Below are 25,325 nucleotides of genomic sequence, written 5' to 3'. Positions count from 1 at the left end.
AAAGGGTGATTCTAAATTGCCTGTGGGACGCTTGATTTGTATGGGAGAAAAAGTTCAGCTAGCCCAATTGCCTTCCGTTAGGGTTCTTTGTTTTGTGAGTGGACGAGTCAAGCAATTTGCGACCGGGCAGGTTGTTAGTCAGACTGAAGGCTGTAATGCTCCTCCCCGGCAGACACAGCCACTACGCCGCTGCGGAGCGCAAGAGATCTACCTTTGTGTTCGACCCAAAGGACCCGATGACCAAACGTTGGCTCTGCGACTCACCTATCCCTATGAGCGAGGGGTTTCCACCAGGACTCCCGCTTTAAGGTGGCACCCAGAGCCTCAAGCTCACCATTACATGGTTCAGGTTGAAGGGAAAGGGGTCAACTGGCAACAGAAAGTCACCTCTCCTTCGCTGACCTATCCCAAAAACCGTCCGCCGCTCCAGCAGGGGCAAGCTTACAAAATTACGATCGCTGCCTACAGTCAACAAAATACTCTACTTGGCGTAAAACAAAGTGTATTAAATGTGCTGTCTTAATCTACCGTTCAAATCATGAATGACAGGGTTGAGCAGGTCAGAGGGCTAAATCTGGGTGAGGATGAGACGACTGTGCTAGACCTGACCAGTATCTATTTGGCTCATGGGTTGTTACACGATGCCAATGTGGCGCTTCAAGCTCGCGCTGGTGCGGGTAGTCGCACTCCTCTTTTCTACCGAGTTTTAGCAGATTGTTATTTGACTATGGGTCGGTCAGACCTTACCAAGCCTCAGTATGAGAAGGATGAGAAGGCGATCGCGCTAGCAAAGGTGGTGTCGGATCAAGACGTGTTGGTGAGTGCTCAAGCTGGGTTAAAGCAATTGAGCAATTAATCTTTGTAGTCTCTTCAGTGCCGGAAGTCAACTGCTAGGCTGCTTCAGCTTGATGGTCATTTCGATATTGTCGGAGTAAATAAACCTGTTCCCGCTGAACACCCACCTGGCAGTCCTCAAAACTGCTGGCATCAGGGTCAAGCAGAAACGTAATCGCTAGCTCCACCACAAACTCTGGTGGAAACTCATACTCAATCGCGTACTGCTCAATTCCCTGCTGGATTGAGTGCGGCAAACGAGCGAGAATGTTTTGATTTGGAGACATATCGACCGGGTCTTTATCGTCTAGACCCACGCTAATCGATGCCGACTCCAAGAAATAGCGGATGGCTAACTTTACCACGGACTCTGGTGCGAGATTCATCTCAACTCCATAGACTTGAAGTGCCGACTGGATGCGCTCCGGTAGGTAGCCCAGAAGCGTGACCTGGTTGATTGAGTCAGTAGTCTGCATTTAATCAGTCCTCCAGTTTTAGAGATCGCTATAGGGCGGCTGAATTTGCCCAATCATAATTTGCTCTAACTAAAATTAAAGCCAGCTTCCGACTAAGATGAAGGGTGCCCAGTAGTAAGGATGGCGCGTATCTTCTCCTTTTAGAAGCATCAACTGGGCTGTTCTAAGAGCCTCTGCCTTGGGCTGCCCATCTGCCAGGTTTTTATAGAATTGGGACATGAACACAGCGGTTGATGAAGCGTCAACACGCCATAGAGAAGCCACTGTGCTCCGTGCTCCTGCCTGTGTCGCAAGTCCTGCAATTCCGAGAGCAGATTTTCGATCGCCCTTTGCGGTTTCACAAGCGCTCAATACGAGCAATTCAATGGAGGCATCCTGTTCCGTGCGCCGCTTGACCAATTGATAAATTTGTTGAACGTCAATCACTTTGTCCCAGGCGAGCAAAAAGGTATCTTCGCGTGAGGAACTGAATTGCCCGTGGGTGGTCAAATGCACTACAGGAAAATTATTCTTTGCCAACTCAGCCTGAAAATTGGCGGCAGTGAAGTCTGCATTCAGCAGAATGGTTGAATGGGTTGCTTTTTTCAGGTCTTGAATCTCTTGCTCAACCTCTGGAAGCGGCTTGAAATCTTTAGGCACTTGCGGAAGTGCAAAACTTGGAGCCTCTTCGCTCAAGCCAGCAATCAAAGTGTTGGGTGATCCGAGCGGCAGCGATCGCGGTTGCCGAAGTTGCCCTCCTAATGTTGTGGCAATACTATAGTTTTGAACCAAATAATTCTGCCCATCATGAAGCAGAGCCATTGGAATGGTTTGAAGTAGCGAGTCGGTCGCAAAAACCAATGTCCCTTCTGATGGCAAATAGCCTTGCTGCTGGGCTGGTTCAATTAGCTGCTGGTAAAGGGCTTGAGCAAAGGGGAGAAATATTGGTTCCTCTACTGCCACCAATTCATCACTCTGCAAATTGGTGATTAAATTCGTTGCATTATTCTCTACTTCGGCTGCATTTGCTGAGTAATAATGAAGCGAGTTATCTTGCGCTTGAACAATCACTCCAATCCGATCGCCTAGATTCAGGATATGAAAAACAGTCGTATTTTTGGGCAGGCTAATTTGATTGAGTCCTACCAGATCCAAGTCGCCACAGCGAAGGAAATTTTCTAATTCCACCTGCTGTAATCGCTGCGTGACCAAAACTGCCCGCTTCAGATCGGGTTCCTGGGGTGGCGTTAGCAGCAAGCGGAGGTATTCCCGATAAACAGGCTCAACTTGCTCACGGAACGAAAGTTGGACTTCAGGGTTAACCGCAAGGATATTTCCTCTCACCTGGTCAAGCGCGGCGATCGCGGTTTCATACGCTTGTTCCGCTCGTTTGAAGTCTCCCCGGCGACTATGGATTCGTCCGATCGCTCGCTGCCATTGGTAAACGGCATCCCCGGCGTGAATGGATTGTGCTAGCGTTGCTGCCTGTTGAAAGGTGCTTAACGCCGTTTCTGGTTGCCCACGATCTAGCAACAGTTTGGCTGTCTCGCCCTGAGCATAGGACAGCGATCGTGGATTCTGAAGCCCCTGAGCAAGGTCTAGCGCTGCCCTGGCGTATTTCATCGCACGCTCATATTGGGTTAACAGTCTTAAGCTTTCTGCAATCTTAATTTGAGCGTAAATGGACTGCTCCGGTGGAATTTCAGAAAAAGATGCTGATTCCAGTTGTGCGAGGCTTCGGTCAAGCTCTGCCTGCACGGTTTGCTTGAGTGGTACTTGAAGATTACGCTTCTCAAGCCATTGCTTTGAAAGCACCAGTATTCCCAGCCGATTGATTTGAGCAAACAATTGAGAACGGCTATCTCCGCCAACCACCGAGACTTCACGGTACAAATCTAATGCTTTTTGTACTCGTTGCTGCAATTGAGATTGAAGTGTCAGCCGTAATTCAGGATTATCTGTGCGATCGTAGCGATCGCGATCCTCTAAATAAAGCGATCGCTCAACATTTGCAAGACTGAGTAGAAGTTGCGGAACCGAAACCGAGTCAAATCGTTTCCCTTTATCTAAAGTTTGAGAAAGCACAACGTGTGCCTCTTTCAAGTGTCCAATAACCCGAAGCACATCCCCTAAGCTGTTGAGTCCTGCTACGGTCGCAGGCGTTAATGGAATCGCTGCAATACTATCAGTTAGGTGTTTGAGGTCTTGTGGCTCTGATCCATTACTTTGGCATAAGTTATTTTCCAGAGTAAGTGTCTGGGTAAGAGTCATACAAGCTTGCGGATACAGACCTAGAGCTTGCATTGCAAGGCTCTGATTGACTTTGCTCCCGGTAACACCTTCTGACTTCCCCAACTTGCGATAACCAGCCTCAGCGTTTTTCCAATTCTGGAGTGCTTCTTTAGGATTCCCCTTGTATAGCTGTTCAAAGCCTTGTTTGTTCAACATTGAGGGATCGGGTTCTGCTGCGATAAATGGAATCCACCAGGCAGTTAGGAGGCTAAAACAAAATCCTAGAAGACCGACCAGGATAAATCTAAAAACTGACTTCATTGCACGGGTGACTCTTTGATATTAGATAAAGACATTCCTACACAGCTTTTAATTGGCATTGGTCATAGTTCACATCTTCCCTTTGACAGAGGACGAGACAACAATGCCCTCCAATCCTGGCGATCGCCAGGATTGGAGGGTTAGAAGGAGTCTGCAAGTCGCTTTGTTGAAAGCGTGAACGCTCGGACTCAAGCAGGAACTACGCAAACTCCACTACCTTCTGGTTAAAGTTGAGTCGGTTCTCGCCCGTGGGGAAGCCTGCCTTGCCGTCACCATCCACGTCCACATTACTGTGAAGGTTGGCGTACAGGTTCCCTGCCAGTAATGCAGCCTGTTCATCCGGCTTCAACTCGAAATTGGCTGAGATGTTACCGGATTTACCATCAGCATTTACAGTGTTCTCCAAGAATCGAACCACTGTAGCATCGGCAAAATTACCGCGATCGTCTCCAGAAGGACTGAAGTGAAGATGAGTCCCGCTCAGTTTATTACCTTCCTTATCCTCCGGTACAGCTAGGAAGCCATCAACCAAGGCTTTGGGATCAGAGCCGTTGAGGATTTCAGCTTTGGGATCGATTTCCTTTTCTCCCTGGCTAAATAAAGGTGCTCCATCAAAGTCTTTGAATGAGCCTTCCACTTTGAAATTACCCTTGTCATCTAAGCTGAGGTTTGCCTCAGATGATCCTTTACTATCATTCGGAAAAGGAAATTCCTCTACCCCAGACTTCGCCTCAGCCTGGTTGAAGCTGAAACTGTCTGTGCCGGGGAAGATGAAGTCGTCGCCAGCATCGCCAACTAATTTGTCAGCCCCTTTTGTCCCATTGTGCTGCTTGAAGTCCTCAGACATTTTGGGAATGGGGCTTTCAGCCGGACCCGCGTGGTTGTGGTCAGCACTACCACCCAAATCCGCTTGATTGTTCAACGATGCTTCAAACTCAGACGTTTGAATCGATGACCCTTTCGAGGCAAGTGTCGCAGAGTCGGCTTGCTTTGAGGCATCCGCCCCGATGTCACCTCCTGCCTGTTTGGTTAGGTCATTGTGCTCCTCATTAGATCCATAAATACCAGCCATAACAAAATCCTCCTGCATTTACTTAAAATTCAATCGAGTTGGCACGATGAGTCGTGCATTTATGCCGCTGTTGCAGCTTGACCTGTTGCACCAGCCGCTAGACTGTCAAGGTCTTGAGAACTGACCTGGACAAAGTTCTGATCAGAAATGTCGCCTGCGTTCGTGAACGTCAGTGAAGCGAGAATGTGTTCTGAAGTTTTGTCAACGACAACGGTGTTGTTCTGGCTATCTAAGGGCTGATCAAGCCCTCCAGTCTGAGGGTTAGTGCCCCGTCCAAATAGAATGCTGTCCAGGGTCAAGCTGTCGGTTAGTCCAAGCTGGTCGTTCGCTGGATCAAAGTCGAATACCCGATTGGTCGCCTCTTGTCCTAGTGTGATCAGGTCTTTGCCTGTCCCAGTTGTCACCGTGTTGAAGCTGCCCTCCGTATCCCCTCTGATGATGTCAGAGCCACTAGCTCCAATGACGGTGTTACTGCCACCGCCACCATCGAGGAAATCTCCGTTAGCACCTAACCGCGCTGCCAAATTCTCCTCATTCCTAACTTGGGTGGGATCAAGAGACTTTGTATCTGCCAATGCGTCAGGCGAAACGTGCAGCCCGTCTTCTGCTGACTTGCTACCGGATGAACTGCTGCCAGATTGAGATTTCGCACTCTTGTCTAAGTCGGCAACCTTTTCACCGGATTCAGATCCTTTATTCTTGTTGTCGTTGGGATTTTCACCGTCCTTATTTTTTGCCTCATTCAGCAAAGCGCCAGCTTGACTTTTCGCCTTATCAAATGCATCAAATGCAGTGTCTTTGAATTCTCCCAAAGTGTCACCAACTTTACCCTTCAGATCCTTCGCTTTGCCCTTAGCATCGCCAAACGCATCAGCCGCCTGATCTAAGGCTGCATTAAAGTCGGACTCTTGCACTGATGACCCTATTGACTTGTTCGCAGAAGCGTCACCCGCATTAGGATCTGGGTTGATGATATTGCCGTGAGATTGGTTGTGGTCCTCTAGTTTGAGATGATTATTTGCAGATTCCATAGGTATCCTCTTCACATCTGTGATTGCTGAAAAGATTGGCAAGTTGCCCACGGGAAGCCTTGTGATCGTGATTTGAGGTTTAGTAATTCGTCTTTCTGCTCTCCGACTCACCGCTGACCTACCCGATCAACGGCTCTAGAAGCCAATTGCTGGACAAAGAAAAACTAGATTGAGTGCCTTCAAGTCTATTCAGCGAGAATTCCCCAGTTCCTACAGCCATTGTCTGAATGATCGTTGACTGCAAGCTGACTGCTACCCAATTTGTGCCGCGACTCAAAACTTACACAGCCCCCGCACCGCTCTGAAATTCTGTCTCTCAAGGATAGGAAGTTCAGAGTGGATGCTTTACATCTATTGAACGCATCCCCTATTCATATTAACTCTGTTCAAAGGTAGAGATAATACTTCTTCTACAAAAGAAAACTATAAGTATTTAAAGTTATGTTCAATGGTGGTTTTCGCCCCCGAACTATTTGTTGGGAAATCTAAGATGAGCAAGTATTATCGCCGGACTTGCCTAAATCTATGTCTTTGGAGAGTGTTTCGAGGTGCCTAACATTTAATACAAAAATGTAAAGCGGCTTAAATTTTTGTTCGATTTTGAGTCTAATAAATTTTTGGGTTAGGGGAAAATGTCTCAGGGGCTTCTACTTTTAGATGGAGGTGGTTTCGTTGACCTACTTCTGGTCGTTTATCGGATTAGCCAGGAGCAGAGTCAACGGTTTGATGGACTTGCCAATCAACTCGCCTGCATTCGCCATGATCATCCGGATCGGATTGATTGCTGGCAAGCCTGGTGGGACGAACTCATATTACGGGTTCATTCTCAACCGGGTTGGTATGCAGCGGTTGCATTGCCAGGACACGAGTACAACTGTTTTTGGGGTCCTTATGCTGATCCTCAAACGGCGGTACAAGTTGCCCAAAAACATACAGGTGCTTGTCTATCTGTCAATACTGTAGAAGTCCCTTCTGTTCGATTTCCAAATAATTTGCCCTGGGTTGCTCAAGTCGGTTGAACATTTTCCCACCTCTGTTTTGGGGTGATTGAGTTGGTTTCATGATTGGGCAACTATTGACTGGACGGTATTTAATCCTACAATCGCTAGGTAAAGGTGGCTTTAGTGAGATCTTCCTGGCACGAGATAAGTATCTCCCACATCATCCACTGTGTGTTGTTAAATGTCTCAAGGCACTTCCCTTTGAAGTGGCTCGACGGATGTTTGACACTGAGGCTCAAGCGTTGCAAGAACTTGGGCGACAATGTGAGCAGATTCCGCTGCTTCTGGCGCAGTTTGAAGTAGGCGATCGCGCTTACCTGGTGCAGGAGTATGTTGAAGGGGAAAACCTGGAACCCTGGCTCGATCAGGGGCAGCGTTTTTCTCAGAAAGATGCTGTTTGTTTGCTGCTGGACGTTCTACCCATCCTGGAGTTCATCCATTCTCAAGATCTAATTCATAGCAGGGCTAGTTCATCAGTGGTAGAAAAATGATAATGGGTGATGCTCTTTCACCCCTAGCTAGCCATGAGCCTGATTGATGCTCTCAAACAAGTACGAGACTATCGAACCCAACCCCAGTATCCATTGTGGGTGATTTTGTTGCTGGTACTGATGGCAACGATGAGCGGGTGTGTGGGGTATCGAGCGATCGCGTGCTTTGTGGAGCGCCATCAAACCCAATTGTTAGGGGTACTCGAAGTGCCCTATGAGCGGTTACCCTGCTACTCGACGATTCGCCGCGCTTTGGTGCGAGTGGACTTTGAGGCGTTAACCGAGGTTTTCAATCAATGGGCACAGGAAACGGTTGAGCTGGAAGAGCAAGCCGCTTGTGCCGTTGACGGCAAGAGCATCCGAGTCAGTCTGAGAGATTACGACCAGGCGTATCAAGATTTTGTCAGTGTGGTGTCGGTGGTCAGCACTCGACTGGGACTGGTCGTTGGGGTGCAATCCATGCACAACAAAACGAGTAGTGAAATTGTAACGGTACAAACCTTGTTGGAGCACCTTCAGTTGCAAGGGGTGTGTTTTAGTTTTGATGCCCTGCACGCCAAAAAAAAAACAGTTCAGCAAATTATAGCCAGTCAGAACCACTACTTAATTGCCATCAAAGGGAATCAACCCAAATTATTAGCCCAAATCCAGCAGCAGTTTGAACACTCGTCTCCCCTCAGTTGTCACGTGGACTCAGAGCGGACGCGCAATCGCTCAACCCAACGCCGTGTGTGTGTATTGGAGCCAAGTGCCACCATTGACCCAAGTTGGGTCGCTCTTAAACGAGTGATTCGGGTCGAACGCACCGGACTAAGAGCAGGCATACCCGTTTCACAGACGGTGTTTTATATCAGTTCGCTGGCAACCGATGCCGCCGAGTTTGCCCGTCGTATCCGGCAGCATTGGCACATTGAGAATCGCCTCCACTGGTGTAAAGATGTGGTCTTTCAAGAAGATACGACTCCACTGTGTGAGGGTCACGCTTTGATTAATATGGCAATTGTGCGAACCTTTGCCCTTAATCTCTTCCGGCAGCATGGGTTTGACTCTTTGACTCAGGCGATTCGACAGGTTGCTCATGATATCCCTCGCCTATTTTCCTTCTGCCAATGAATCAGCCCTGCTAATTCATAGGGACATCAAGCCCAGTAACTTAATTCGGCGTACAGACGGCAGGATTGTCTTGATCGACTTTGGTGCTGCCAAATGGCTGAATAATGATTCTGCGGTGATTGAGGAAAAGCAGTCGCCCTCTGACCCAACGACTGAAGCAATTGTGACGATCGGTACTCCTGGATACATGCCGGAGGAGCAACAACAGGGACAAGCTGACTTCAGCAGCGATCTCTATTCCTTGGGTGTTTCGGTTATTCAACTTTTAACCGGAATTCATCCCCGGCAGCTCAAGAAAAACCTTTCGTCTGGTGAAATTGAGTGGGAGTCTTACTTAAAAACGCCACTCGATTCGCGTCTGGTCACAATTCTAAACAAGTTGGTGTGTGTCAATCGCAAAGACCGCTATCGTCAAGCCTCGGAGGTGCTAGCTGATCTACAACAATCAACCAAAGCCCCTAAACCCAGCAGCCAATGGGCTAAAATCCGCATTCCTGCCTTGTCTGTGTCTCCTCAATGGGCTACAGCGGTAGGAGTTTTGTCATTGATCACGACAGTCGGGTTCGTCGGTGTTTGGCAGTTCTCGGTGCGGGGTGGGCAGATGAGCGAAGCGATCGCGTCCATGTTGCCCATGTCCAATCAAACAAAACTAACGCTCAAGCACGATTTGGTCGTTGAGAATCCCGTTGATCTTCATACCGTGAGTGCGATCGCTGTGAGTCCTGATGGTGATTTATTAGCTGTCAGTAAAGACCAGTCGTTGTACTTATGGAACCTGCGATTTGGGCGATTGGTTCAGACCCTCAATGATCATCAGACTCAGGTAGCTGCCGTCGCCTTTAGCCCGGACGCTCAAATGATTGCGGGTGGTGGATCTGACCAGGTGTTGAAAATCTGGGATGTCCGCACCGGAAAGATCCTGCAAACCTTTGCAGACTTGGGCGCACCCATGACGGCTGTAACATTTGCACCTACTCAGCAACTGGTGATCGCTGCGGTTGGCGAACGGGTCCAGGTTTGGGATCTGCGGACTGGAGAACTCCGAAAGGTATTCGCAGGGCATAAAGGGAAGATCAATCATTTGCTCGTCAGCGAGGATGGCAGAACTCTGTACAGCCTGGGGGAGGATCGGGCGATCGCCTGGAGTTTAGATAGCGGCGAACTCCTACGGGTATTCCCTAAAGAATCTGGCATGGCAATGACCGGGCGAGTTGAAAAACAACACCTGGTCACGGTTCATTCAGATGGAATGCGAATCTGGGACAAAAAAACAGGTGTCTTATCTCGCGTCGAGCGAGACACTTCACCTCATCCATTGGATATGAAAACCGTTCGTTGTTCAGACCGATACCTTATCACCAGTGATTCGGATCAACGGTTCAAAGTTTGGGAAATATCAATGCTTAGGAAATAGTCATGTTAAGCAAAACATCAGAGAAAACAATGCATCGCGTCCGATGGGTGTTGACCCTTGGATGGTTGCTCCTCATTGCATCCCTGTACTTTGACCCGGTTACAAAATTCTTTTTAGACTCCAGCACAACCTGGAGTCCATTTCGGCTTGATCCATCGTCTTATCTGGACCCAACCAAATGCCCCAAGATTCAAGGGCAGTGTGTGGTTCAAGACCCTCGCTATATGAGTGCCATGATTTGGTGGACGATTATCGTGCCAGCCGCTATTTTGATTCTGATATCTGTTGGTCATGAGTTTTGGAGGCGCATTTGTCCGCTTTCGTTCATTTCCCAAATCCCACGCGCATTGGGTATTCAGCGCAAGCGAAAAGTCGTTGATGTTGCCGGAAATGTTCGATGGGAGGTCGTCACCATTGGAGACAATTCCTGGTTAGGTCGTAACCGTTTGTACGTGCAGTTTGGGTTATTTCTTGCAGGACTGTCAGCCCGGTTGCTGTTTGTTAACGCTGATCGCACGGTGCTGGGATTGTTTCTACTAGGAACTATGCTCTGTGCAGTTTTAGTGGGCTATCTGTACGCCGGAAAGTCATGGTGCAACTACTTCTGCCCAATGGCACCCGTGCAATTGGTCTATACAGGTCCGCGATCGCTCTTAGGCAGTGAAGCGCACCTTAAGCCCAAGCCTGCAATCACCCAGTCCATGTGCCGCACTGTAGACCCACAGACAGGGCAAGAACTAGGTGCCTGTGTTGCCTGCAAATCTCACTGTATTGACATTGATGCAGAAGATTCCTATTGGGCAGGACTCAACGATCGCGGACGAGATGTGGTCGCTTACGGCTACTTAGGGGCAGTCATCGCCTTCTATTTCTACTACTGGCTGTATTCCGGGGATTGGAGCTACTACTTCTCTGGCGCTTGGACACGGGAACAAGGTCAGATGACTCACCTGTTTGATCCAGGGTTTTACTTCAATGGGTTAGCCATTCCCATTCCTAAGCTCTTTGCCGCTCCACTCACCTTTGTTGTTTTTGTAGCTGTTTTTGTGGGGATTGGACGACTGGCTGAGAAGGGATGGTGCAACTTCCAGTCGGTTCAGGGGCGACCTGTTTCATCAGAGCAAGCACGCCATTTTATGTTCACCGTCTTTACAGCCGTGTCCTTCTGGACCTTTTTCACCTTTGGGGCACGTCCCTGGGTGAATCGGCTGCATCCAGTCTTGTTCTATGGTTTCAATGCATTAATCGCCGCCTTGGGGTTTGCATGGTTACTGAGAACCCTGCATCGGAGTCATGCTCAATATGAACGTGAACGCATGGCAACCAGTCTCCGAAAGCAGCTCCGAAAGATTCTAGACCCCTCCATGCTAGAAGGGCGATCGCTTGAAGATTTAAGTCCGAACGAGGTCTATACGTTGGTCAAGGCGTTAGACAAACTGTTGCCTGAGATGTCCAAGCAGTCACGGCTTCAGGCGTATATCGGGGTAGTTCAGGATCTTCTGAGTCAACAGGTCGTAAGTGAATTGAACAGTTTGAAGTTTTTTAGTAAGTTGCGGCAAGACCTCGATCTCAAGGATTCAGACCACTTTGAGGCGATGGAATCAATTGCTCTTACCCAACCCAGTCTTTTAGTGTCGCAGGAACTGACAAGCTCCACTCCTGCTGACTCTGAAACGGTTGCCAAAACCTTGCGGAGAAGGCGCGATCGTAACCAGACTATCACCTTCGGTGAGGCACCCGGTCGGTCTCGACGGTAACACCATCCAGCAATCTGATTTGTTCAAGCAATTTAGTGCGGGTATTTTCTTATGATGAAATTCAAATCAGTCAACTTTCAGCAGCAGGTATTCAACGAATACGCACTCCCTCAGAAATACCCTGGACAAACCGAGTGGATCATCGGACGGTGCGACACCTGTGATCTGATCTTAGATAGTCCCGTTGTTAGCAGTGTGCATGGTCGTATCCATTTCACCGAGGGGGAGTACTATTTTGTTGATCTGGGCAGCCGCAATGGTTCGTTTGTCAATGGCAAAGACGTACAGCCTAATCAACGAGAATTGCTCCAGCTTGGCGACTTACTCCAGCTTGCAGAGACCTACCTGCATATTGAAGAACTCGAACCAGTTGACCTCTCAGTCCCATCAATCATGCCAAGCCATTTACAGGGATCTACCTGGACGGCTGAAGAAATCACCGTGCGCTGCTGTCGCATTATTCAAGAAACCTCAGATGTCCGAACGTTCTATTTTGTCGCAGAGCCTGCCGTTCGGTTTGATCACTACCTGCCAGGACAGTTTACTAACTTAGCGGTTGAAATTGATGGACAGCAGGTGATCCGTCCTTACTCCATCTCATCGTCTCCAACCTGTCCAGGCTCTCTCGCTTTGACGATTAAGCGAGTGCCCAGCAGTACTCCTGATGTGCCGCCAGGACTTGTTTCTAACTGGCTACATGACAGCCTGATTGTGGGCGATCGTCAGAAGCTTTTGGGTGGTCCATTAGGTAGTTTCACCTTTCTACCGGATGCTCCATCCAGGCTGCTCCTGATTTCAGCAGGCTCCGGCATCACTCCCATGATGTCAATGGCACGATGGGCTTACGATTCCTTTGCCGATATTGATATTGTGTTTCTCCATAGCGCCTGCACTCCAGAGGATATTCCCTTCTACGACGAGCTGCTGTTGATCGACAAACACATGCCGAACTTCCAACTGGAGATTACGGTGACCCGGCAACGTCCCGGAGTGTCATGGGCAGGGCACAAAGGGCGAATATCCCCAGCAATGCTCCAGCTTGCTGCGCCCGATCTGCATGAACGTTCTGTTTTCGTGTGTGGTACTGATGGCTTCATGCAAGAAATTTGTTCAACCTTGGAAAACCTTAACTTCCCAATGGACAATTATCACCAGGAGAGCTTTGGTGGATTCAGGGCATTTGAAGAAGCTCCAGACTCAACGGAAGACGATGTATGGGCTGAGGAGAGCGCCCAGCAGGAGCATGTACCCATCCAGCAGGATCAAGGACAGACTCAGATCGTCACCAGTAATAGCAGTAGCTTAAATGAGAATCAGCCTGATTCCGCTTCCGTGGTTACGTTCACTAAGTCTCAGAAAGAGATTGCTGGCGATCGTGATCGCTCCATTTTGGAGTTGGCGGAAGAGGCAAGAGTTTCAATCCCTAAAGCGTGCCGGATGGGTGCTTGTGGCACCTGTAAGGTTAAAGTTGCTCAAGGGTCGGTTGAATATAAAGCAGCCCCTACAAACCTTACTTCAGCCGACAAAGAGGCAGGATATACACTTGCCTGTATCGCAGCTCCCGTTGGTCGAGTTGCTGTAGAAGCGTAACAGATGCAAAAAGTGGAGGTGTTACACTTCCACTTTTTGCATCTATCGTCATTATGGCTACTGATTAGACTGATCCGATGAACTTGGTTTGGACTGCCAAACCGCCGAGACTTGACGCTCACTGGTTTGTGGCTCAGTTGTTAGCGATGGGGCTAAATCGCTAGGAGCATATTGTACGGCTAACCAATAACGACCAGCCTTCTGCGGTTGAGTCCCTGTAAAAACGACCGTGTACTCGCCCGTTTCCGGCAATTTCATGCGGATAAACGCATCAACGGTTCCAGGAGCCGCGTTTGTTCTGGCAATCAACCGGTTGCCAGAACCATATAGCAACACGTAAGGGGTCAGGCTTAAGTTGTTTACCTTGCGAGAGTCCTTGCTCCCTTTGACTTGAATTTGAACAGGAGTACCCGCTTGTCCAGAAAATTTGTAGGCTTCCAGGTAGTATCCGTTCAACTTGGCATCCCTACTGTCGAGAATTCCCGGCAACACCGTTCCTAGCTTAATCGGGGTTGTTTTAACCTGAGTACCTGCTTGACCGTCTGTAACCATTTGTTCGCCAATCGGTGGTGCTGGTGCTGGTTGCGTCTGTTGAGCATTGACCTGATTATTCAGTACAACAGGCACTAGCAGCAGTCCAAAAATAAAGCCAGGTAACATTCCTACACCTAAAAGGTGAAACAAACTTGAACTCAACCGATGAACAGATCTGACCACAACCATAAGATTTCCCTCAAATGTAAAAGGTGACGTTGTTTTTGAATGTCCTAAATTGAATCGTCGTGACTGCCTGCCATGCCTCCAAGCAAATCAGAGCTATCGACTCTGACCGTTGACGCATCCGAAACTTTAGGTGCCCTGCTGTTAATCGTCATTGCTCTGGTGGTGTTGAAAGCAGGGCTAATTAGAAGCGGACGATTTCTCAGCAGTGAATCTGTAAATGTGCTCAGCGTCACGGCGTTTCCCAAATGCCGAGAAACTTTGTCTATGTCTTTGGGCTGTGGCAACGAATCAAACGGACTGAACGCTGTCATGACAGTCGTTGTTTGCATAGTGGTAGGTGTTGTTCCTTCTTGCGTCACGCTCGCTCTGAGTTGATCAAACGCTGCCATTCGTTCTTGAATTGATGAAGGTTTATCTTCAATAGGGATTGTGGTAAATTGCTCCCGTGCCATTGTTGAGAATGCTCGATGTGAAGTCATCCCATCAATAGACTTCACGGTTTGTACTTTTATCTTTTCCGTTGCGCCCAAAGTCTGTTCTTTCTCTGAAACAGGAACTATTGCAACGATTTCAGAAGCAGGCGTGGGCACTGTAGCAACCGTTTTGATCGGGGCAGTCGCGGGAATGGGAACTGTTGAGACTAATATCTGTTTTGGTTGAGCCGATGAGATCGCAGCCGGTTTGACATCAACCGCTAATGCGTTGTCTATTTCACTGCCGACGGTGGCTGGCTCTGTGGAGACTTGTGCGGTCACAACGCTATCAGTAGAAGCGGGCATCCTGGCAACGGCTGTCCTGGTTGTGATTTTGTCAGGTTGCCCTAAATGATCGGTTGCCAGTTGAAGGAGTTGCTGTACCTGAGCGCTTTGGAAGATGGGCATTCCCTTCAATCGATCGAGTGATTTGAGCGCACTATGCCAATCCTTTTTGGCGATCGCCGTGCGAACCATTTCAAACTGCTCTCCCTGTTCACCCCAATCCTTTTGCAGTTTTTTGGCTTGAGAAGAACTGGTGCTAGAAGGGGCAACTGCATCCAGCATGGCTAAAGCAGTTTGAATATCACCCTTCTGATATTTGTCGTTGGCGTGTTGTAGCAAACTCTGTGAAAACTCATCCTTGACCTGCTGTGCGTGAGCAAAGTGCTGACTGTTCTTTGGAATCCCTTCCAGGTTCAAAATAGCTTGTTTAAACTGGTTATTCTTTGCTTCCGTTTGCGCCTGCCCAATGAGCGACTCATACGTGTCTTCCAGGTCTTGAGGCACTGGTCCAGGAGAATCAGTTAAAGAAATATCATTGCTGGCAACATTTCCTTGTCCATCGTTTTGCGTCACACCATAGGTAATCGCTGCGAGAATAACCAGCAAACTCGCCAGGGTCCACCGATTTAGAAGAATCATGAGAAGCCTCCATGAACGTGATTAGGTAGAAAAGTACAAAAACCATTCAGCGTAAACTATGCGCCATAGAAGGCGCTCCATTGACTAGAACTGACGAAATAGCGAAACTAGCGGGATTTGAGAGAGTAACAGTAATAGAAATATTCCGTGATTCGAGCGTATCATCCTACAAGCAATACTTTCTCTATCTCTTGTTAGAAAAAGTAGGATTATTTGCTCATCGAGCCGATCGTAAACCGTCGAATGCTCGGACGATTTCCCCGAATACGAAACTAATCGGTGCTCTTGATTCAATCTTGATATTGGCGGTTGTCGCCATGCCAGGAGTTAAATTGAATCGTTCACTCCGCTTCTCTAAAAACTGCTGATCTAAACGAATTTCCACCGGAAAAGCGGTTGTTTGTCCCGTGCGGTCAATGGGCACAGCATCGCTGCCAACCCTGGAAACCACTCCTTTCACCGATCCAAATTCGGTAAATGGAAACGCATCAATTCTCACCTCTACGGGCATTCCTTCCCGGATTGACCCAATATCCTTGTTTGCCACCTGCACCCGTGCGATCAGCGACTCGTTTGGAACCACCTGAAGCAAGACCTGCCCCGGTTGTGCCAAAACACCTGGCACTCTCTGTCCTAAATCAAAGACAACACCAGTAACAGGGGAGCGTAAATCCTGTTGCTCCAGGTCAAGGTTGGTCTGATCCAGTTGAGCGCTGATTTGAATCAGTTGCCGCTGGTCATCTTTGATGACGGTATCAATCTGAGTATCGATCGCTGCCAATTCCCGCTGGAGTCCTTGAAAGAACTGCCCTATCGTTTGATCCCCATCGGCTTGTGCCTGCATTACGCTCGACATCAGCTCACTTTTCTGTACGCGATTTTGAACCACCTGATTTTCCAGGTTACTAACGTCTAATGCCCTTTGTAAGTAGCTGTTGCGGGAAATCGCTCCTGCTTTGACCAGCGGCTGCAACCGATTGACGATTTCTTGCTCGACCTTCAATCGCCCCGATGTGGTTGAGAGTTGAGCGTTTGCCCCAGACACTTGTGTTTGTAGGGCAGACACTCTGACTGAGTTGATAGAGACCTGCTTCTGTAACTGCTGGCGGAACAGTTGATACCGTTGATGCTGTGCCGGAGCTAAACCACTGCCATCTCCAGTAATTTGAGCAACGAGTAACAGCCGATCTTGGACCCGATTCCGCAACTCAGGCGAAAGCCCTTCACCCGATAGAACAAAGCGCCCTTCCCTGGCTGCCCGCAGCACTTCGACCTCTTTGACCAGTAAATCCCATTGCCGGGAGAGCGCATCCTTGCGGGTCAGCAGGGGCTTCTTGTCAATCTGCATCAACAACTGGTCTTTCTCAACCTGTTCACCTTCTCGGACTTGAATCGAGGTAATCATTCCGCCCGCGCGGGATTGAATTGCCTGCGATGCAGAAAGTGGCTCCAACTTGCCGCGTGAGGACACCACCACATCGACCCTGGCAAGAAATCCCCATCCGGTGGCTAACGTCAACCCAATCACAATGATTGTGGTGGTACGCCGAGAAATCTTGGATGGGAGTGGCAAATCCAACGCGGGATTATCCAACGCTTTCTCTGCTGTCTCTATGGTTGATTGGTATCGCTTTTGCAGTGTCCCAACCATGTTTCTAAACCAGCGGTTGTTCCAACGATTGTTCATAGAAATCCCCTTTGACTACACAACTACACAGCTTCGGTTTTTTGCTGTTCCGATAAGCAAAAATAGCGCCCCTGTAACGCCATCAACTCCGCATGAGTGCCCTGCTCTACCACACATCCCTGCTCCATCAGCACAATGAGATCGGCATGGCGAATCGTGTTCAAACGGTGCGTGATGAAGAAAACGGTGCGCCCCTTAAATTTCTTTGCCAAATTCAGACACACTTGTTGCTCTGTGTTGTAGTCCAGAGCAGACGTGGCTTCATCAAGAATCAGTAAGCGAGGATTTCGCAACACCATTCGAGCGATCGCAATCCGCTGCCGTTGCCCACCAGAGAGCTTTGCTCCCCGTTCCCCAACCTGAGTGCTGTAGCCATTGGAGATCTGCATGATAAAGTCATGAGCATCTGCGACTCTCGCCGCTTCAATCACGTCTTCATCGGCAAATGTGTCAAATCGAGTGATGTTGTCCCGGATAGTTCCTTCAAACAGAATCGAATCTTGCGGGACAATGCCAATCTGTTCTCGCAGGGAGAATAGGTCTACCTTGCTGATGTCATACCCATCAACGTAAATGCTGCCTGCATTCGGCAGGTACAGCCGAGGCAGGAGTTTGACCAGCGTACTTTTACCAGAGCCACTTTGACCCACAACTCCAACAAATGAGCCAATGGAAATGTCCAGGCTGACGTTGGATAACTGCAATTGCCCCGGTTTGAAGCCGAAGCTAATTGCTTCATACTGCACCCACCCTTCAACGGGTGGTAGCGCGACATTACTTTCATCCTCTGGCAACACCTCGGTTGGAGCTTCTACAATATCTGTCAGTAGCTCCAACGAAAGGGCTGTTTCCTGGAACCGTTGCCATAGTCTTGACAATCGCACCATCGGACCCACAACATACCCGGCAATAATGCGGAAGGCAATTAATCCCCCTAACGTCAACTCTCCTTTGAGAACTAATTCAGCTCCAATCCACAGCACTAGTAGGCTGCTTAAGGTGTTGATCAGGTTGCTTAAGGAACCGAATGATGTGTTAATCATCCCGGTCTTAAAACTGGTGCCTAAATATTGCAGGTATTGGTCTCGCCAGGTCGCCTGTGCCAAACCTTCCATGTTCTGAGACTTGATCGTAAAAATCCCACCCAGAACTTCGATTAAATAGGATTGAACTCTTGAATTTTGATCTGCTTTAATCCGAATTTGCTTGTTCAGGATGGACGCAACCAATAAGGTCAGGACAATCACGATCGGAACAAATGCCAACACACAAATCGTGAGTTGAACACTGTAAAGCAGCATCACTCCAACGTAGAGGAGTGAAAACACAACATCCAGTACTGCTGTTAATGCTGTGCTGGTTAAAAACTGCCGAATATTCTCTAGTTCTGACAAACGTGCGGATAGTTCACCGACTGGACGCTTCTCAAAGAAATTCAACGGTAAGTTTAGTAAATGACGAACGACAACCGTTCCCAACACTAAATCCACTCGATTGGTCGTACTCGAAAGTAGATAGGAGCGGAGTATTGTTAAAATCGCTTCTAAGGACGAAAATGCAACCATCAAAATCCCAAACATGGGAAGTGCCGCACCACTACTATTGATGATCACTTTGTCAATAATCTGTTGAACTAATAGTGGGTTGGCTAACCCTAAAAGCTGCACAAACACAGAGGCAATCAGAACCTGCATCAACACGCCACGATGCTGATTGAGAATTGGTAAAAACCAACTCACTCCAAACTGCTTGAGTGGCGTTTGTGCGTGTCGCTCGACGATTAATGCTTGGCTGACCGGAGTACCAGATTCAATGCTATCGATCGCGATTTGGTCAGCAACATCTTCTGGTGGAAGTATGACAATGCCTGTCCGAGGCGACCCTACGACGACTCCGTTGTTGCGAGTCAACTCATACAGAAGTGTCAGCACTCCATCCTGCATGATCAAAGCCGGAAACTGTAAGCGTTTTAAGCCAGCAGCGGTCGGTACAAACTTGATAATCTGTGTTTTTAATCCCACTGCCTCTGCTACCCAGGCGCAAAATAGCAGACTGTCTCCGGTTACATTTTCCCGACGCTGGAGCCATTGCCGCAAAAGATCTGGGCGAAACGGCACTTTTAGCCGATCTGCCAGCATCCAGAAGCAAGCAACCAAATCTTCAACTGGATCAAATTCTCTGGAATAGTGAACCGGGTAATTTTTCAGGAGCTGCTTAAGTTCTTTCGTTTCGCCTCGGTTAAGATTTTGCTCCAGGGCTTCTTGTGCCTCTACCAGAGCGATCGCCGACTGCGATTCCAACATCAATTCTGGTTCGACGGGGATCGTCACTCCATCCTCTTCTACTTCCATTAATGTTGGGAGTGAGCCTTTGAGGACGACAGCCGCTAAGAAGTTGCGGTCAATGCCAATCAGTCGGAGTGGAAACGGTGATCCGTTGGGTGGGTGTAAATCAACGCGAACCGTGATGGGAGTTCCGATTTCTACTCGTTTCGTTTTTCCACTCACAAGCCACACTCGTTCAGAAGGGAGTCGCAGCGTTTGAGTTTCTAAGTGTACCGATTGCGGAGACCAGTGAATGACCAATGCCATCTGCTCCTGTTCGGTGTATCGAGCGACCTCCTTGATGTTGATATCCAGCTTGGTGGGAAATAGCGATAGAAACCGGGACAACGTGTCATAGAGTTCTATCTGTGTCACCTGTTCAGTCAATGCCTCCTCTAAATAGGTGATCGCTAACCGCTCGAAATCATCGGCTGGTAATGCTAAGGTAAGCACTTCGTCTGTTCCGGCTGCCCGTACAGATCCATTCGCAACCCGCCGTAGGAGACTGTCCCACCCTACTACCGCGCCCTCCCCTTTTACCGATAGCGTGGGGCTTTTAGCTGCCGCAGAACCCAACAGCCGAATTTGCCCTTGAACCACGCAATGGACGGCGGGCGGCAATTCCCCTTCTCTGTGAATGACTTCTCCAAGACGGAACGTGCAAAGCGTTAGTCTAGAAGCGACTTGCCCTCTAACATCTGCTGGTAATCGGCAAAATGGATAAACGCTAAAGAAATTGGGGATGAATGAGTCAAGCTGCGACTGTCGTGAATCGATCCCTGTCATCAGACTGCTCCTTTAGTTGTCGCACTGGGAAGGATGCCTTGAACCTGCACGCCGTTCGGCTGTGATTTAACCGATTGAATTTGCGATTGCAGCCACTCCATAAAGAGGTGCTCAATTAATTCCGTTCGCACCGAGTCATTTAAACGAGCAAAAATAAACTGTTCAGGTCGGACAATCCAAAAGCTGCTTTGCACCTGAACAGGACTGTACACCTCTCCTGGTTGCCCACTCCGAAACAAACTGGCAATTTCATTAGGGAGAGTTGAAAATCGAACCGGACCGACTAATCCTCCGGTATGTCGCTCAAAATCTTGTGAATGCTGCTGTGCCAATACAGCAAAATCTGCGCCATCGTCACGGATTTGAAAATATAGCTCTTCTGCTAGTGCTAAGTCTGTGACTTTGATGCGTCGGAACTCTACCTGGTCTAGATCCTGCTTCCGCCGCAAAAACTCAGCTTCAATCCGATCTGCAAACAGTAGCCTTTTTAGCTTTCTGACTTGCAAATCTCTCAGAACAACCGTCTTTACATACACTGGGGAAACGCCTTTGCTCTCACACCATTGAACTAAGAACTGATCGAAATCTTCTGGCATTTGAGCTGATCCAGTAAGCGCGCGAACAACTTCTTCCTGGGTCAGTCGAACTTGGGGTAAGACATCATCTAGAACCACATGCCCAATCAGTGACTCCAGTAGCTTGTATCGCACCAGAGACGATACAAGCTGTTCTCCCGTTAGCAGGTGATTTCCAATCTTTAAGCAGGCTTCCATATTTCAACTTTGAGCTTGAGGATTCGCAGCTTGCATGGAGTTGATCGCTTGCTTCAAGTCTTGAACTCTTTGGCTCCCTAGCAATGCAGGATCTTGAATGAGCGAAATTGTTGACAGGGCTGTAGTACAGCGGCGTTCTTGATGGAATTGTTCAGCCAGTTCTAAGACCGTTGAATTCTTAAACCAGGTCTTTCTCACCTGGGCATATTGCTGCTGCGCTGGAGTATTAGCAGGAATCCTTTCAGCCAGGTCGATCGCACCATTCACATCCCCCTGCTCATATTTGTTCAAGGCTTGCTTGAAAACCTCATCTGCCCACCGCTGTTTAACTTGCAGAAGCGTCTTAGCTTCCTCTGGATTAGCGGGTTGGATTTTGTCAACAGTAGCGATCGCGGCTGAGAAATTGCCTTGTTTCGCTAATTGCTGTGCCTGGTTAACCAAATCAACAGCGCTACTGGATGTTGGAGCGGACGTTGGTTGAGCTTGAGCGACAGAAGGAGATGAAAATATACTAGCTGCCGCAGTTAGGGATGGATAAACCTTCCAAGCAGTGCCGATGATAAAGCTGACAACAGCAATAGCCAAGAAGGACACAATTCGCCTTTTCATACAAAACTCCGTGAAAAAATAGATCGAAAATTTGTGGAGATACTTAAAAAAAAATTCATGCCCTGGAGGACATGAATATTGCCCTGGGTAGCTTTCAGGGTGGGGAATTGAATTCGAGTCAGATAGACGAATTCAAACGGCTTTTCTATAAATTAGTTAAACGCAACATTGAGTTTGGTTAAATCACTCGCTGGATAGAGATCTAATACTTTTAAAAACAAAATAAAGTGATTGTATTAATTATATTGTCTCCCTTTAAAGATGAAAAAGCCAACCCTGGTGTGTGGTTGGCTAAACTTGCTTGGATTGGTAGAGCCGAGCTAATGGGGCGCAAGGAAAACGTTAAACGATAACTAGCACTGAGAGCGATTCTGACTTTGGAGAAGAGAGAACACACGGACTGAAATACCAGTAACAAGGGTGCAGAAAATCTTGAGTTTCAGGTGGAGTATCAGACCAGATGAAATCAATGTCAAACTGGGACCGTTCTCTGTTACGAACTAAGACTCTTCGGACTAGTTGCTGAAACTCGATGCTTAGCAACCATTCTGCACCTTACACTTCAAGTGTTTATTGAACGAAATGTTGAGGCTAAAGAACTCTACCTCCAGATAGAGACACAAATACTTTTAAAAGAAACAAAATAGTTTGTGTTGTTTATAGGGTGTAAATAATCAGGCAAGCTCTGTTGTCGCAAGGGGTAGCGAAAAACGAAAAACGGTTCCTTTGTTTAGTTCGCTTTCTACATTAATTTGCCCACCCTGGACTTCTACCAGGTGCTTTGTAATCGCCAATCCGATCCCTGTTCCACATGCATTTTGCCTTCGGGAAGACTCTGATCGCCAAAATCGATCAAACACACGGGGTAAGTCCTCTGGAGCAATTCCAACGCCTGTATCAGAGACTTCAACCCATATCCGCGTGTCATCATTCCAAGCCCGAACGATGACACGCCCTTGTTCCGTGTAGTTCAGGGCATTGCTAATCAAGTTGATGAGAACTTGCCGAACGCGATCGGGGTCTGCAAATACTTCAGGCAAATTCGTAGAGCAATTTAGTTCCAGGCGAATCCGCTTGCGGTTTCTGACCGATAAGGCTCGAACAACACTATTCAACAGCGGATTTGGGTAAACCACCTGCAAATGTAATGGGAGATTGCCAGTCTCCACCTTGGAAAGGGTTTTCAAATCCTCTAATAGTCGTGCCATTCGTTCAGCTTCTTCATGGAGTTGCTGCCCGACCGATGGGGTAAGCGACATCTCTCCATGACTTATCAACTCCAGATATCCACGAATCACCGTTAGCGGGTTTCCCAATTCATGTGCCAGGTCCCCAATAACTTCCCGGCGACGCTCTTCTACACCCTGCAAACGGCTCGCTGCGCTGTTCAGGGTCAACCCTAATCTATGCAGTTCGGGGATATCGCTGGGAGGAATTCGTGCATTCAGATTACCACGATTGAACTGGCTGATCGCTCGCTCAATTCCTCGCAGTGGACGGTCAATCGTTTCCGTTAGGGTCCAGGTAATTAACCCAACGATCACAAAACTAACCAACACAGCCAAGTGAGTTCCCCGGTTATTCACTTGCTCAAATATTTCAAGCAGTCGATCCGCGTCTTTCTTTTCTGGCGCTGGCTTGGATGGGTTGGTTATTACAGTATCGGAAACTTTCTCCTCAAACGTCTGGGCTTTGTAAATGTGAGCAATACTTGTTGCACTGACTAATGTGACAAGCATCACAAGAAAATTTGTTAGGAGTAGTCGCAGACGCAGGCTGAGAGAGGTTCGTCCTTTATTTAGAAGGTCTCTCGCACTCATGGTTAATAATGCTACTTCTTAATAGATTTTTCTGAGAATTAATCAGGGGCATCATCAAAACTATATCCAACTCTTAGATGAGTCTTGATGTAACGCTCTCGATACTCCAAAGGGCAAATTTTATCTCGCAATCGTTTAATGTAACTGTCCATTGAACGTTCGTCCCCCACGAAGTTTTCTCCTCTCACTGCATTTAACAATTGATTTCGGGTAAACACGACTCGTGGTCGAGATGCCATCTTAAACAGCAAATCAAATTCCACAGGTGACAAAGTGACTGTCTCCCGCTCCCCATCGGGTGCTTGTTGCACAAACACTTCTCGTCGCGCTGGATCGATGAGAAAATGGGGTGTTTCGAGGGGACGGTGCTCTGGATGAGTTAACCGCCTTGATCGCCTGAGCATCGCCCGGACCCGTGCGATTAACTCCTGGGGGCTGAATGGTTTAGGAAGATAATCATCGGCTCCAGCGGTGTAACCCATGATGCGATCGCCCTCAGACGCTTTAGCCGTCAACATCATAATCAGTGGCTCTTTTTTGGGGCTTTTACGAATTTGTTCACACACATCTAACCCATTCATTTTAGGCAGATTCAAATCTAGAATGACAACATCGGGTTCCTTCTGCTCAAATAACTTCAGCCCAGACTCGCCATCATAGGCGACTGAGCAAGAATAGCCTTCGGTCTCCAAGCACCTGCGAATCAGCGACGCAATGTTGTGCTCGTCTTCTACTACCAAAATTTCCATAACCTAAAACCTATGCGCGTTGATCAGGAAGTCGCTATGTGTAGAAAAGCCGTTTTTCCTTCGCGCTATTGACGCAATCCCTCACACCAATTTTGCCATACAGCACAAAATTTATCTCTACCTTGATAATGACATTTTTACCAAAAGTTCAGTCTGCTGGCTTTGGATGGTAGTTCCACAAAATTAGTACGTAACAGTAGTACGTAACAGTTGCCAGTTTGGATGTATGGTTCTTGCCTCTGGCAAAAAATTGCGAATGCCATAGAAATCCTGAACCATGCCATGCCCATGCCACATCGCCTATCTAATCTCAAAACTAGAACCCTCATTCATCCAGTCCTATGACCTGGTTTCCTAATTATTGAGAAAAAGATATGCCAACAACCACAACCGTCGCTTCTTCCCCGGATGAAACCGTTGCTGAGATAACTCGTCAAAAGCTGCAACTGTCGCTGTCAACTCCTTTAGCTTCAGAAGAAACTCCTCTTGTCGTCTCTCAATCAAAGTCACACAAGCGCTTTGGCTTGCGCTCGCTATTTGCTCAATTCTTTACGAGTGAGTTTCGTGTTCGACTCCGGAGAATAGCTCCCTGGCTTATCTCTGGTGGTATTTTAGGTCTGAATCTGGTCATGCACGCTCCCACCTTCGTTTTGGGTGCTTGCATTGCTGGGCTGACAGTACAAATTGTCAAAGCCATCATCAAGAGTAATCCTTTGTGCCAACGCATCTGGCAAACGTTGCTGGAAAAAGCTGGTATTCCTGAGCACAAACTGCCCTGGATGTCTGTTTGCTTTGGTTCTGGTGCTTGGCTGGCAGCCGCATTCCCTTCTCATGCCCTATTTTTTCAAGCCGCTGAAGAGTATGTTCAGACCATTTTTGCAGGTGCAAATACGGGTGGTGGAGCAGCGGGTGTTGATGGACTCATCCCTTTGCTATTTGGTACGCTGCGGGTTATTTTCGTCCTCTACATCGGAATTGCACTGGTTCGTGTGATCAACGCCTTTAGAAATGATGAAGACTGGCAAACAGCCGCCAGAATTCCGTTGATCACAGTTCTGTGTATTGTGATTGGAGATGCCCTCTCTACCTTGATCGTGACGTAAGGAGTGGTGGCTGCTTCTCAACGAAGGAAATTCTATTTTGTCC

The 25,325-nt window shown here is 48.1% G+C and carries 21 protein-coding genes; 9 read left to right on the top strand and 12 right to left on the bottom strand.

The annotated features are described in order from the left end of the window. Positions 1-22: 22 nt before the first annotated feature. Positions 23-523, top strand: a complete 501-nt coding sequence (locus AC1S5B_RS18995) for a hypothetical protein (RefSeq protein ID WP_482037265.1) — start codon at positions 23-25, stop codon at positions 521-523. A 15-nt stretch (positions 524-538) separates the two neighbouring features. Beyond that, positions 539-856 carry a hypothetical protein gene (locus AC1S5B_RS18990; protein WP_482037264.1) on the top strand — a complete coding sequence of 106 codons (318 nt, stop codon included), beginning with the start codon at positions 539-541 and terminating at the stop codon, positions 854-856. A gap of 34 nt (positions 857-890) precedes the next feature. Here the strand turns inward: AC1S5B_RS18990 and AC1S5B_RS18985 are convergent, their stop codons facing one another. The 4 genes from AC1S5B_RS18985 to AC1S5B_RS18970 form a co-directional block, all read right to left on the bottom strand. Then, entirely contained in the window at positions 891-1,310 is a 420-nt protein-coding gene (locus tag AC1S5B_RS18985) for a hypothetical protein (RefSeq protein WP_482037263.1), read from the bottom strand. 75 nt (positions 1,311-1,385) lie between these two features. Continuing rightward, positions 1,386-3,842, bottom strand: a complete 2,457-nt coding sequence (locus tag AC1S5B_RS18980; protein ID WP_482037262.1) for a CHAT domain-containing protein — start codon at positions 3,840-3,842, stop codon at positions 1,386-1,388. Positions 3,843-4,041: 199 nt separating this feature from the next. Continuing rightward, positions 4,042-4,914 carry a CHRD domain-containing protein gene (locus AC1S5B_RS18975; RefSeq protein ID WP_482037261.1) on the bottom strand — a complete coding sequence of 291 codons (873 nt, stop codon included), beginning with the start codon at positions 4,912-4,914 and terminating at the stop codon, positions 4,042-4,044. Positions 4,915-4,973: 59 nt separating this feature from the next. Further along, positions 4,974-5,945, bottom strand: coding sequence for a hypothetical protein (locus AC1S5B_RS18970; RefSeq protein WP_482037260.1), 972 nt, complete (start codon positions 5,943-5,945; stop codon positions 4,974-4,976). A 632-nt stretch (positions 5,946-6,577) separates the two neighbouring features. On the opposite strand from AC1S5B_RS18970, the gene AC1S5B_RS18965 reads away from it, so the two are divergent. The 6 genes from AC1S5B_RS18965 to AC1S5B_RS18940 are packed head-to-tail and all read left to right on the top strand — an operon-like array spanning position 6,578 to position 13,311. After that, positions 6,578-6,964, top strand: coding sequence for a hypothetical protein (locus AC1S5B_RS18965; protein ID WP_482037259.1), 387 nt, complete (start codon positions 6,578-6,580; stop codon positions 6,962-6,964). Positions 6,965-7,005: 41 nt separating this feature from the next. Then, positions 7,006-7,437 (top strand): serine/threonine protein kinase, encoded by a 432-nt coding sequence (locus tag AC1S5B_RS18960; RefSeq protein ID WP_482037258.1) that lies wholly within the window; start codon positions 7,006-7,008, stop codon positions 7,435-7,437. 33 nt (positions 7,438-7,470) lie between these two features. Further along, positions 7,471-8,550, top strand: coding sequence for an ISAs1 family transposase (locus AC1S5B_RS18955; RefSeq protein ID WP_482033858.1), 1,080 nt, complete (start codon positions 7,471-7,473; stop codon positions 8,548-8,550). Next, a complete protein-coding gene (locus AC1S5B_RS18950; protein WP_482037257.1) occupies positions 8,516-9,964 on the top strand; it encodes a WD40 repeat domain-containing protein in 1,449 nt (482 codons plus the stop codon). The genes AC1S5B_RS18955 and AC1S5B_RS18950 overlap by 35 nt, the downstream gene beginning before the upstream one ends. 29 nt (positions 9,965-9,993) lie before the next feature. Further along, positions 9,994-11,721: a hypothetical protein gene (locus tag AC1S5B_RS18945; RefSeq protein ID WP_482037256.1), complete on the top strand. Its 1,728-nt coding sequence runs from the start codon at positions 9,994-9,996 to the stop codon at positions 11,719-11,721. A 51-nt stretch (positions 11,722-11,772) separates the two neighbouring features. Then, complete coding sequence (locus tag AC1S5B_RS18940) at positions 11,773-13,311, top strand: FHA domain-containing protein (protein ID WP_482037255.1); 1,539 nt, start codon at positions 11,773-11,775, stop codon at positions 13,309-13,311. Positions 13,312-13,368: 57 nt separating this feature from the next. Here AC1S5B_RS18940 and AC1S5B_RS18935 read toward each other — a convergent pair whose 3' ends face one another. From AC1S5B_RS18935 to AC1S5B_RS18900, 8 genes are all read right to left on the bottom strand, one after another. Continuing rightward, complete coding sequence (locus AC1S5B_RS18935) at positions 13,369-14,034, bottom strand: hypothetical protein (RefSeq protein ID WP_482037254.1); 666 nt, start codon at positions 14,032-14,034, stop codon at positions 13,369-13,371. Positions 14,035-14,078: 44 nt separating this feature from the next. Beyond that, on the bottom strand, positions 14,079-15,431 hold the full coding sequence (locus tag AC1S5B_RS18930; protein ID WP_482037253.1) for a hypothetical protein: 1,353 nt from the start codon (positions 15,429-15,431) through the stop codon (positions 14,079-14,081). 217 nt (positions 15,432-15,648) lie between these two features. Continuing rightward, complete coding sequence (locus tag AC1S5B_RS18925) at positions 15,649-17,118, bottom strand: beta-barrel domain-containing protein (RefSeq protein ID WP_171576384.1); 1,470 nt, start codon at positions 17,116-17,118, stop codon at positions 15,649-15,651. Positions 17,119-17,141: 23 nt separating this feature from the next. Further along, complete coding sequence (locus AC1S5B_RS18920; protein WP_482037252.1) at positions 17,142-20,228, bottom strand: peptidase domain-containing ABC transporter; 3,087 nt, start codon at positions 20,226-20,228, stop codon at positions 17,142-17,144. Next, on the bottom strand, positions 20,228-21,001 hold the full coding sequence (locus AC1S5B_RS18915; protein WP_482037251.1) for a peptidylprolyl isomerase: 774 nt from the start codon (positions 20,999-21,001) through the stop codon (positions 20,228-20,230). The genes AC1S5B_RS18920 and AC1S5B_RS18915 overlap by 1 nt, the downstream gene beginning before the upstream one ends. A gap of 3 nt (positions 21,002-21,004) precedes the next feature. Next, the gene (locus AC1S5B_RS18910; RefSeq protein WP_171576387.1) at positions 21,005-21,610 is read right to left on the bottom strand and encodes a hypothetical protein; all 606 of its coding nucleotides are present in this window, start codon (positions 21,608-21,610) and stop codon (positions 21,005-21,007) included. A gap of 674 nt (positions 21,611-22,284) precedes the next feature. Beyond that, positions 22,285-23,349, bottom strand: a complete 1,065-nt coding sequence (locus AC1S5B_RS18905; RefSeq protein ID WP_482037374.1) for a sensor histidine kinase — start codon at positions 23,347-23,349, stop codon at positions 22,285-22,287. Positions 23,350-23,468: 119 nt separating this feature from the next. Then, a complete protein-coding gene (locus tag AC1S5B_RS18900; RefSeq protein ID WP_482037250.1) occupies positions 23,469-24,179 on the bottom strand; it encodes a response regulator transcription factor in 711 nt (236 codons plus the stop codon). 374 nt (positions 24,180-24,553) lie between these two features. Between AC1S5B_RS18900 and AC1S5B_RS18895 the strand changes: the two genes are divergently transcribed. After that, positions 24,554-25,282: a hypothetical protein gene (locus AC1S5B_RS18895; protein WP_482037249.1), complete on the top strand. Its 729-nt coding sequence runs from the start codon at positions 24,554-24,556 to the stop codon at positions 25,280-25,282. The last annotated feature ends 43 nt before the right edge of the window (positions 25,283-25,325 follow it).

Source organism: Leptolyngbya sp. CALU 1928 (assembly GCF_056784215.1).
Note: the sequence above shows the minus strand (reverse complement) of the source record. Positions and strands in the feature narration are given on the sequence as shown.